General features: G+C 64.0%; 10 protein-coding genes. 4 read left to right on the forward strand and 6 right to left on the reverse strand.

Annotated elements, in window-relative coordinates; translation table 11 throughout:
• The 3 genes from K789_RS0117720 to K789_RS0117730 form a co-directional block, all read right to left on the reverse strand.
• On the reverse strand, positions 1-352 hold a 352-nt coding region (locus K789_RS0117720), incomplete at its 3' end, for a hypothetical protein (RefSeq protein WP_024367938.1).
• 83 nt (positions 353-435) lie between these two features.
• Entirely contained in the window at positions 436-1029 is a 594-nt protein-coding gene (locus K789_RS0117725; RefSeq protein ID WP_024367939.1) for a hypothetical protein, read from the reverse strand.
• Between the two features lie 92 nt (positions 1030-1121).
• Complete coding sequence (locus K789_RS0117730) at positions 1122-2477, reverse strand: MATE family efflux transporter (RefSeq protein WP_024367940.1); 1356 nt, start codon at positions 2475-2477, stop codon at positions 1122-1124.
• A gap of 144 nt (positions 2478-2621) precedes the next feature.
• On the opposite strand from K789_RS0117730, the gene K789_RS0117735 reads away from it, so the two are divergent.
• Positions 2622-3056, forward strand: coding sequence for a DoxX family protein (locus K789_RS0117735; RefSeq protein WP_024367941.1), 435 nt, complete (start codon positions 2622-2624; stop codon positions 3054-3056).
• Between the two features lie 86 nt (positions 3057-3142).
• Here K789_RS0117735 and catC read toward each other — a convergent pair whose 3' ends face one another.
• Positions 3143-3421: a muconolactone Delta-isomerase gene (gene catC, locus K789_RS0117740; RefSeq protein WP_024367942.1), complete on the reverse strand. Its 279-nt coding sequence runs from the start codon at positions 3419-3421 to the stop codon at positions 3143-3145.
• Between the two features lie 55 nt (positions 3422-3476).
• Entirely contained in the window at positions 3477-4865 is a 1389-nt protein-coding gene (locus K789_RS0117745; protein ID WP_202805093.1) for a short-chain fatty acid transporter, read from the reverse strand.
• A 227-nt stretch (positions 4866-5092) separates the two neighbouring features.
• Here K789_RS0117745 and K789_RS0117750 point away from each other — a divergent pair, with 227 nt between their 5' ends.
• Positions 5093-6010, forward strand: a complete 918-nt coding sequence (locus K789_RS0117750) for a LysR family transcriptional regulator (protein WP_024367944.1) — start codon at positions 5093-5095, stop codon at positions 6008-6010.
• A 78-nt stretch (positions 6011-6088) separates the two neighbouring features.
• Positions 6089-7063, forward strand: coding sequence for an acyl-CoA thioesterase (locus K789_RS0117755; RefSeq protein WP_024367945.1), 975 nt, complete (start codon positions 6089-6091; stop codon positions 7061-7063).
• Positions 7064-7066: 3 nt separating this feature from the next.
• Here the strand turns inward: K789_RS0117755 and dnaB are convergent, their stop codons facing one another.
• A complete protein-coding gene (dnaB, locus tag K789_RS0117760; protein WP_024367946.1) occupies positions 7067-8449 on the reverse strand; it encodes a replicative DNA helicase in 1383 nt (460 codons plus the stop codon).
• Between the two features lie 630 nt (positions 8450-9079).
• Here dnaB and K789_RS0117765 point away from each other — a divergent pair.
• Positions 9080-9547, forward strand: coding sequence for a hypothetical protein (locus K789_RS0117765; protein ID WP_024367947.1), 468 nt, complete (start codon positions 9080-9082; stop codon positions 9545-9547).
• The last annotated feature ends 82 nt before the right edge of the window (positions 9548-9629 follow it).

Consider the following 9629-nt stretch of genomic DNA (forward strand, 5'->3'; position numbering starts at 1 on the left):
GGCGGTCGCCGCCGTCGCTGATGTCCGGGGAGCCGGCGTCCGGCCGGGGCTGCTCCGGCTGACCGCCGTGGCCGGATTTCCTGGAGCTCAGGTTCACACCGGATCCCTTGCCAAGGTACTCGGCATTGGGCTTGTGGCCCATGGAAAGCATGGCGAGCACCACCAGAATCACAATGAAGGCGATGCCGGCGGCCGTGAAGGCCAGGTCAAAGCGGGGTGTCTTCGCGCTGCCTCCGGAGGCAAAAATGAGGGTGGCAACGAAGGCCAGCACAGCCCAGAACGCGGAGAACATGAGCGGCCCCTTGACCGAGGTGCGCAGCGTGCGCGGTTCTCCAGATTTCTGCTGTGCCAAGGTGTTTCCTCCTGCAGCCAACGCCGCCAGGCGTGGCAGTTGTGGTGCCGCAATCGTTCTACGCAAGGTAGAACCTGTCCCTACTAGTTTACGGCCTTCGCGGAATCGGCCCGTGCATCGTGCCGCAGGGTCAGTCCGGCGAGTATCCACAGCACTCCGCTGATGATGGCACCACCGCCCGCGACGCCGAGCAGCGCATGCGGACCGAGGTCAATAAAGAACGGCAGCAAAGCGGCCGTGCCCAGTCCGACAACTCCGGAGGCGGTCCAGTCGCGGGCAAGAAGCGACCGTCGACGGTTGGTGATGCCGAGGTGGAGTTCTGCGGCACCGGCGAGGCCAAGGCCCACCGCTGCCAGTACACCGAAGACCAGATTGCCGGGGATGAGCCCGACGGCGGCGCCGGTTCCGGTCAGCACGGCGCCGGCAGCCGAAAGGATCTTGCTGGACGCGGACCCCGGCCGGAGCCCGGTCCTATTCACGCTCCAGAGCAGCACCACACCCGTGGCCAGCAGGTACAGGCCGCCGGCCCAGCCCATGCCCGACGGGGACGGCGAAGCCCAGAATACCGTCACGGCACCAAATCCCAGCGCGACGGCCGCCCGGACCAGCACGGGCTTCCAGAGGTCCGCCGCAGCGGGCAGGGCGGTGGAGGCGTCTGGGGCTGCGGGGAGAGTCACCAGATTAGTTTAGTGCGAAGCCGCGGCCGTGTATGCCAGGACGCCTGCGGAACCGGCGACGCCGGCAGGGCGTCCCCGGGCAGTGTTCCGACTCAGTGCGAACCGAGCACCATCCACCGGTCCGTCCGCGCGCGCAGGCCAAGGGTCACGGCCCGGGCCGCCATATAGCCCAGCGAGAACGCGGCCCACAGCCAGAGCAGCCCCCCGCCGCCATCGGCCCCGGACTGCCGGACCGCCAGGAGCAGCGGGAGATACGCGGCGAGATTCACGACGCCGGCAATCGCCAGGTACTTCGCATCCCCCGCACCGATCAGCACGCCGTCGAGGACAAAAACAAAGCCGGCGATCGGCTGCCCGGCAGCGAGCACCCACAGCGCCAGCGTGAGCGCTGCCTGCACGTCGGCGTCGGGCGTGAAGAGCAGTCCCGCCCATGGTGCCGCGACGGCCAGCAGGAGCCCGGCCAGCACGCCGACGCCGAGACCCCAGCGGACCATGGTTCCGGTGAGCTCCCGCGCCGCCGCCGGGCGGGAGGCACCGAGCTCCTTGCCGATCAGCGCCTGCGCGGCAATGGCCAGGGCGTCCAGGGCGAACGCGAGGAGCGTGAAGACCGTCATCGCCAGCTGGTGGGCCGCCAGGTTGACCGGCCCCTGCGCCGTGGCCACCACAACCGTGGCAAGGATCGCGATGCGCAGGCTGAGCGTCCGCAGCATCAGCCACGAGCCCACCCTGGTCAGGGCCCGGATGCCATGCCAATCGGGGAGCAGGGACACGCCGTGGTTGCGGGCGTTCCGCTGGACCATCACCACGTAGACCAGCGCCATGGCCCATTGGGCAATACTGGTGCCGATGGCCGAGCCGGTGACGGAAAGCTGCAGCCCATACACCAGGAAGAGGTTGAGCGCGATGTTCAACGTGAAGCCGGCGGCCGCGACAAACAGCGGGGTGCGCGTGTCCTGCAAGCCCCGCAGCACGCCGGTGCCGGCGAAGATGAGCAGCATCGCGACGAGTCCGGGCATCGACCAGCGCAGGTAGTCCACGGCAAACATCCGCACCTCGCCGCGGGCGCCCATCAGGTCCAGGAGCGGTTCGGCGGCCAGAAGGCCGGCGACGGCCAGGGCGGCGCCAAGCAGTAGCGCCAGCCAGACGCCATCCCGGCCGGCGGCGAGGGCCCTGGGCAGCTGCCCGTTGCCGATCGCCCGCGCCACTGCCGGAGTGGTGGAGTAGGCAAGGAACACCATGAGGCCCACCACTGTGTGCAGCACCGCGGACGCGAGTCCAACCCCGGCGAGCTGGGCTACTCCGAGGTGGCCGACGATTGCCGCGTCCGCGAGGAGGAACAACGGTTCGGCGATCAGCGCACCAAAGGCTGGGACTGCGAGGCGCAGGATCTCCCGCCGGCGCCCCGCCGGGGACGGACTTTTAGCGGGAGTCGGGGCGGAAGCTGGCACGGAACCACCCTAACGGCCCTGCTGCGCCGCGCGGCCGCCTTACTTGACTTTTCAACTAAATGCCGGAAGGGTATAAGTTGAATCTTCAACCATACTCCGGGCGGTCTGCATCCGCCGCGGCCCCTACGTCAGAACGGCATCCCCATGAACCAGCCCACACTCACCACTTCGGCACGGACGATCCTGCGCATCGTCACCGGCTTCCTCTTCGCCGCCCACGGCTGGCAGAAATTCAACGAATTCACGATTGCAGGCACCCAGGCCGCCTTTACGCAGATGGGCGTTCCGGCCGCCAACCTCGTTGCCCCGGTCGTCGCCACACTGGAACTTGTCGGCGGCGTCGCACTGATCCTGGGCGTACTCACCCGCGTGTTCGCAGCCCTGCTCGCGGTGGACATGCTGGGCGCCCTGTTCCTGGTCCATGCCCCGGCGGGAATATTTGCAGCAACGGGCGGCTACGAACTGGTGCTGATCTTGGCCGCCGCTGCGCTGGCCGTTGCCCTGGTCGGCGCCGGCAAGGTGTCCGTGGACAAGGCCCTCTTCGGCCGCTCCGGCTCCAAGCTCAGCGTCCTGGCCTAAGCGCCAGGCTTAACGGGACAGCGAGAGAGGGCGGGAGGTCACACATCAGGTGAACTCCCGCCCTCTCTGATTTAGCTGAGTGCCTATCAGTGGATATCCGAGGGGTGCTTGGCCAGGGGCGTCACCTGGACATCCATGTAGGGGAATAGCGGCAGCCCGGAGACCATTTCGTGGAGCTCGTCATTGCTTTCCGCGTCAAAGACTGAATAGTTGGAGTACTCCCCTGCGACTCTCCAAATGTGGCGCCACTTTCCTTGCCGCTGAAGATCTTGGGAGTACGCCTTCTCCACGGCTTTGATCTGGGCGGCCTGTTCTTGCGGCATATCCACGGGGAGGTTGACGTCCATGCGGACCAGGAACAGCATCGGATTCACTCTTTTCATTCTTGTGTTGTATTTGTCTTGTATTGAAGCGTTGGAACTAACCCAGGAAGCCCCAGAGCAGGATGGCGGAAATGTAGATGATGCCAACCCAGAACATCATGATCACGGTGTAACCCATGATGTCTTTGAGCTTGAGTTTTGAAAGTGCCAGGGCCGGCAGGATCCAGAACGGCTGGACCAGGTCATTCCAGGCATTGCCGAGCATCACTGACATGGAAGTCTGAGCTGTCGAGGCCCCGATTGCGTTGGCTGCATCGATCATGAAGGGGCCTTGGATCACCCAGTGCCCGCCGCCGGAGGGTGCAAAGAAGTTGATCAGGAATGAGCTGATCAGGCCCCAGAAGGGCAGCGTCTCCGGCGTCGAAATGTTGGTGAAGATTCCCGAGATCGTGACAACGAGTCCGGATGCGCCCATGATCGCCATGATGCCCGCGTAGAAGGGGAACTGGAGGATGATGCCGGAGATGGTCTTGACGCCCTCGTTCAGCTGGCGCAAGTAGGCATTTGGGGTGCCCAGGAGCAGGATGCCCAAGAAGAGGATGAAGAAGTTGATCAAGTTAAGGTCCACTCCGCCGCCGCGAATGAAATGAACGACGACGTAAGCCATACCCAGCGCGCCGATTGCCACGGCGAGAACCCGGCTGTTGTTCAACTTGGCCGCGAATGTGTTGGCATCGGCATCGATTGTTTCGTTCCTGACGGGCGCGACCGCGTGAACGGAGCGATCTATTTCGGTAACCGGCTGCCCCGGTTTGGGGTGCAACATGCCATTGAGAAGCGGCAGGGTCACCAGAACAACGGCGGCCGTGATCAACATCGGTGCGGCAAAGATGGTCTCGGCGAGAGTAATGAGGCCCATCTGCTTCTCCATGGGATGACCGGGCGTGGAGATGACCATCGGAATGGTCGCCGACAATCCCAGCCCATACATAGTGAATCCGCTGTAGGCTGCGGCAATGATCAGTGGATAGTGCACATTCTTGACGTGCAGCGCCAGCTTCTTAGCGATGATCCCGCCGATCACCAGGCCGAATCCCCAGTTCAGATATGATCCAACCGCTCCGACCAAGGTCGCCACGATGACGGCGGTCCGCGGGGTCTCGACCCGACTGACGATCGCGTCCATGAGCCGGTCCACCACAGGAGCGTTGGCCAGCACGTAGCCCATCGCCAGGATGACTGCCATCTGCGTCGTGAACGCGAGCAGCGACCAGAAGCCCTTGCCCCAGGCAGCGGTCACATCCGTGAAGCTCTGCTGCTCAACCACCATTGCCAGAATCACGGTGAGGAACGTCAGGACAATCGCAAAAACGAAGGGGTCCGGCAGGTAACGGCGCATGAGCTCGGTAAAGAACCCGGCTACTTTCTGCATACCGCTTTTGCGTTTGACCGCCGTACGTTTGGCCTCGGTGACTGCATTATTCATAGTTTTCTTCCTCATTGAAGTGCCCGTTCCGGATGGAGGGAGGCGGCCGTCGGCACCTTGGGACGCTCGCATATCAGCGGTAGTCCACTACGGGGCCGGTCAGGCGCCGGCCGAGCAAAACGGTGCGGCCGAGCGGCTCGCCACCCCCAAAGATGACAGGGACCCGCGATTGGAGTCCAATAAAGAATCCATAGAGTTTCAATTACGAAACCGTTATAGGTGGGGACATGCATCTGAAGTACCTGCAAGCTTTCGCGGTCCTCGCAGAGGAACTCCATTTTGGTCGTGCCTCAGAGCGTCTGCGGGTCGCCCAGCCGCAACTGTCGGTGTGGATCCGGCGACTGGAAGAGGATTTGGGCGTCACCCTGTTTGATCGGAGCTCCCGGTCCGTGCGGCTGACCGAGTCCGGGTACGCGGTTCGTGAACCGATCCTGCAGACTCTGGCCAGTGCACGCCTCATCAGGCGCGCCGCGGTTCTTGGAGGTTCACGCATCGTCGGTCAGGTGAACATCGGATACGCCGGCGCCAGCAGCAGGGAAGTTCTTCCGCCACTGGCCCGGGCCATCCGCTTGGCGGAGCCCGGTATCGAACTGAAGCTGCAGTCACTGGTATACGGAGGATCAGCTCCGACCCAAGTCGCCGCAGGAGTCCTGGATATTGCCTTTTCAAGGCTGCCGGTCCGCAATGATCACGTGAACACCCGCGTATTCTCCTACGAGCGTTTGCTCGCGGCCCTGCCGTCGGATCATCCGTTGGCCTTGCAAGGGGAACTGGACGTCCGCGACCTCGCCAACGAACCGTTCGTCACCTTTCCCGCCACCCAGGGATCTACAGTGCGGGACGCCTCGTTCCGGCTCGCGTTGGAGTCGGGCTTTGTCCCGCAAGTGGTGCAGGAAGCCCCCGATTCGTATGCCATCCTCAGCATGGTCGCCGCAGGGGCAGGGGTGACCCTGACGTTGTCATCAGTAAGCCACATCGATCGGCCGGGGCTTGTATATCGCGAACTGTCCGGCACCCCCACGTACCTGGCGACGGTCATCGTGTCAGCCAGGCACAATCTGAGCCGGGCGGCCGGGGCGGTCCTCGGAATAATGGAGGATATCTTCCCCACGCCTGAGCCTCCGGCGGGGCGGGTTCTCCAATAAGCGTGCCGTGTGGCGTCCGGGGCGGTGTTTGTGTCGGGGGCCCTCGGCGCTTCCGCGGCCCGTTAGTAAACTCTCTTCATGAGTGAGACTGCCGCCAATGCCGTGACCCTGCGCTTCCTAGCGGCGCCCACCGACGTTGGCCACAGCGGATCGGTTGACGCCGGCACCGTGCTCGAGTGGGTGGACAAGGCGGCGTACGCCGCCGCAGTCGGCTGGGCCAAGTCCTATTGTGTGACAGCGTACGTGGGCAACATCCACTTCGCGGACCCGGTCAACAGCGGCGACATGGTCGAGGTCACGGCCACGATTGTCTACACAGGCCGGTCCTCCATGCACATCCGCACGGTCGTGTCCTCGGGCGATCCGAAGGGCGGCCCGGCCACGATGCGCAGCCAGTGCATGGTGATTTTCGTAGCAGTGGGCGACAACGGCAAGCCCATCCCCGTGCCGCAGTTTGAGCCGACGACACCGGAAGAAATCAAACAACGCGACCATGCGCTGGCGAGGATCAAGGTCCGCGAGGACATTGTCCAGGCTATGAGCGCACAGGAATATACCGACGCCGGAACCGCAGAGAAGGTCGTCCTCCGCTTTATGGCCGCCCCCACGGACGTGAACTGGGGCGGCAAAGTGCACGGCGGCATTGTCATGAAGTGGATCGACGAGGCGGCCTACGTCTGCGCCTCGCGCTACTGCGGGATGGACACGGTGGCCGTTTTCTCCGGCGGAGTGCGGTTTTACCGTCCGCTGATGATTGGCCATGTAGTGGAGGTGGAAGCCCGGCTGGTTTACACCGGAACCAAGGGCATGCACATTGCGGTCCATGTCCGGTCGGGAGATCCCAAGGGACGCGAGCTGGAGCTGACGACGTACTGCCTGACCGTGATGGTGGCGCGCGACGAGCACGGCACGTCCGTCCCGGTCCCGCAGTGGGTGCCGGTGTCCGACGAGGACAGGCGGCTGCACGCCCATGCCCGCGAACTGCTGGAGATCCGTGGCCGGGCACCCGGGAACCGGCTGCCCAACCACCTGCTTGGTCCCGGCAGCCGGTAGCCGCTAGAAGCCGCCGCCCCCGGCGTCGGCCGCCATGTTGGCGAACCGGGAGTAGTGGCCTTGGAAGGCGACCACGATGTCTTTGGTCGGGCCGTTACGGTGCTTGGCGATGAGAATGTCCGCCTCGCCGGCACGGGGCGATTCCTTGTCGTAGACGTCTTCGCGGTGCAGCAGGATGACCATGTCAGCATCCTGCTCAATGGAACCGGATTCACGCAGGTCCGAGACCATCGGCCGCTTGTCCTGGCGCTGCTCGGAGCCACGGTTCAGCTGCGAGAGGGCAATGACCGGAACCTGCAGTTCCTTGGCCAGCAGCTTCAGCGCACGGGAGAACTCGGAGACTTCTTGCTGGCGGGACTCCACTTTCTTGCCCGAGCTCATCAGCTGGAGGTAGTCGAGGATAACTAACTTGAGATCGTGCTGCTGCTTCAGGCGGCGGCACTTGGCCCGGATTTCCATCAGCGACATGTTGGGGCTGTCGTCAATGAAGAGCGGGGCGTCATTCATCCGGCCCATCGTGGTGGCGATCTTGGACCACTGCTCGTCCTTGATCGTGCCCTTGCGCAGGTCCTGAAGGCCGATCGTGGCCTCCGCGGACAGCAAACGCATGGCGATCTCGTTCCGGCCCATTTCCAGGGAAAACATGACGGTGGCGAGGTTGTTCTTGATGGCCGCGGAGCGGGCGAAGTCCAGCGCGAAGGTGGACTTACCGACGGCGGGGCGGGCCGCGATGACGATCATCTGGCCGGGGTGCAGTCCATGGGTCAGCTCATCAAGCTCGTAGAAGCCGGTGGGAACGCCGGTCATTCCCTCCTCGCGGTGGCCGGACGCTTCGATCTCGTCCACAGTGGACTCCATCACGTCCTTGAGGACCACATAGTCCTCTGCCGTGCGGCGCTCCGCCACGGCGTAGATCTCGGCCTGGGCCTGGTTCACCAGGTCCTCGACCTCACCATCCTGGCCATAGCCGAGCTGGACAATCTTCGTTCCGGCATTGACCAGGCGTCGCAAGACCGCGCGCTCACCCACGATCTCGGCGTAGTAGCCGGCGTTGGCAGCGGTGGGAACCGTCTGGATGAGTTCGTGGAGGTAGGCAGGGCCGCCGATCCGGTTGATCTCACCCCGCTTTGTCAGTTCATCCGAAACCGTGACGGCATCGGCAGGCTCACCGCGGCCGTAAAGATCGATGATGGCTTCGTAGATCGTCTCGTGCGCAGGGCGGTAGAAGTCCACGCCCCGGAGGATTTCGACGACGTCGGCAATGGCGTCCTTGGACAGCATCATGCCACCCAACACTGATTGCTCGGCGGGAATGTCCTGCGGCGGCTTGCGGCTGCCTTCGGCTCCCCGGGTCCCCTCGACTGAGTCCAGATGCGTAACTGACAAAACTGCCGTCCTCCATTGTGTGCCGCGGCGGATGTCCGTCCGCCGGCGACGCGTATGCCATTGGTCCTCGGTGCTCGGTGGCGCCGACCCCGGCGTATGCGCGACGGGTTAAGTCCTATCAGCCGGCTCCGACACTTTGGCCACCTCCCGGCGCCGCCGGTTTTCCACAGCCCGGGCCCGGCACCGCGGCGCCGGAGATCGAAAGGAAGGCAGCATCGGATTTCGGTATCCAAGGCTCGATATCCAGCAACGTTATCCCCCGTCCGGGCAGGCACCAACCCGGCGGTCATCCACCCCTGTGGATAAGCTGTGCACTACTGCCTCCTGCTTGTGCACAGCCTGTGGGAACAGCTGTGGATAGAATATTTGTTGTGACTGTAATCAGCGGCTGACCTGCGGAAACACCGGGTTCACCTTGTGGACACAAAAGAATTTCGGCGGAAGTTCATCCACAGAACGCGGACCGCGGCTGGGGATAGCGGCTGGCATATGAGGCCACACACCGACGGAAATATGCACATTTAGTGATGGTCCTCACGGAAAACCCCGGGATTGCCGCCTCCGGCGACGCAGCGTATGCCAATTCCCGAATGTGCTGTGGATAACTGCGATCTGGCATAAGCTCATTACATGGGCGATGTACTGCTAGTCATACTGCCTGCCCTCATCCTGGCAGCAGTCCTATGGGCGTTTGCCACGGCGCTTAGGCCACGCGACTTCGGCATGTCCGACGCGGAGCGCTACCAGCATGATCTGGCGATCCGTTCGCAGGCCCACTATGCGGCCCAGGTTCAGGCCGCCACCGCCGCCCGTGCCCGGGTAGACGCCGTCACCCGTCCCAGCCAGAACGAACAGCAGCAGTCACAGCAGGCAGATCACGCCCGCACAGCGTTGCGCGCCCAGACTGGCGCCGCCCCGGCCGTCGGGCAGCCCGGCTACCAGGGGGCCGTCCTGCCCGGCGGCCAACTGAACCCCCAGTTTGCCCTGCAGCTGCAGTCGCTGGCCCGGAACGGCAAGAAGCTCCAGGCCATCAAGCTGCTGCGCCAGGCAACCCATTCAGATCTTTTGACCGCCAAGAATTATGTAGATCGGCTGTAGTTTCATGGAATCCCTGCTCATCCCCCTGCTGATTCTGGCGCTCGTCGGCGCCGGCGTTCTCCTGGGCGCACGCGCCCTGGCC

It is taken from the genome of Arthrobacter sp. TB 26 (assembly GCF_000427315.1).
Classification (GTDB): domain Bacteria; phylum Actinomycetota; class Actinomycetes; order Actinomycetales; family Micrococcaceae; genus Arthrobacter.

Coding starts and splice junctions, on each gene's coding strand:
- K789_RS0117735 (WP_024367941.1), top strand. CDS start 2,622: ATGAACCAGCCCACACTCACCACTTCGGCACGGACGATCCTGCGCATC.
- catC (WP_024367942.1), bottom strand. CDS start 3,421: ATGCTGTTCCTGGTCCGCATGGACGTCAACCTCCCCGTGGATATGCCG.
- K789_RS0117745 (WP_202805093.1), bottom strand. CDS start 4,865: ATGAATAATGCAGTCACCGAGGCCAAACGTACGGCGGTCAAACGCAAA.
- K789_RS0117750 (WP_024367944.1), top strand. CDS start 5,093: ATGCATCTGAAGTACCTGCAAGCTTTCGCGGTCCTCGCAGAGGAACTC.
- K789_RS0117755 (WP_024367945.1), top strand. CDS start 6,089: ATGAGTGAGACTGCCGCCAATGCCGTGACCCTGCGCTTCCTAGCGGCG.
- K789_RS0117765 (WP_024367947.1), top strand. CDS start 9,080: ATGGGCGATGTACTGCTAGTCATACTGCCTGCCCTCATCCTGGCAGCA.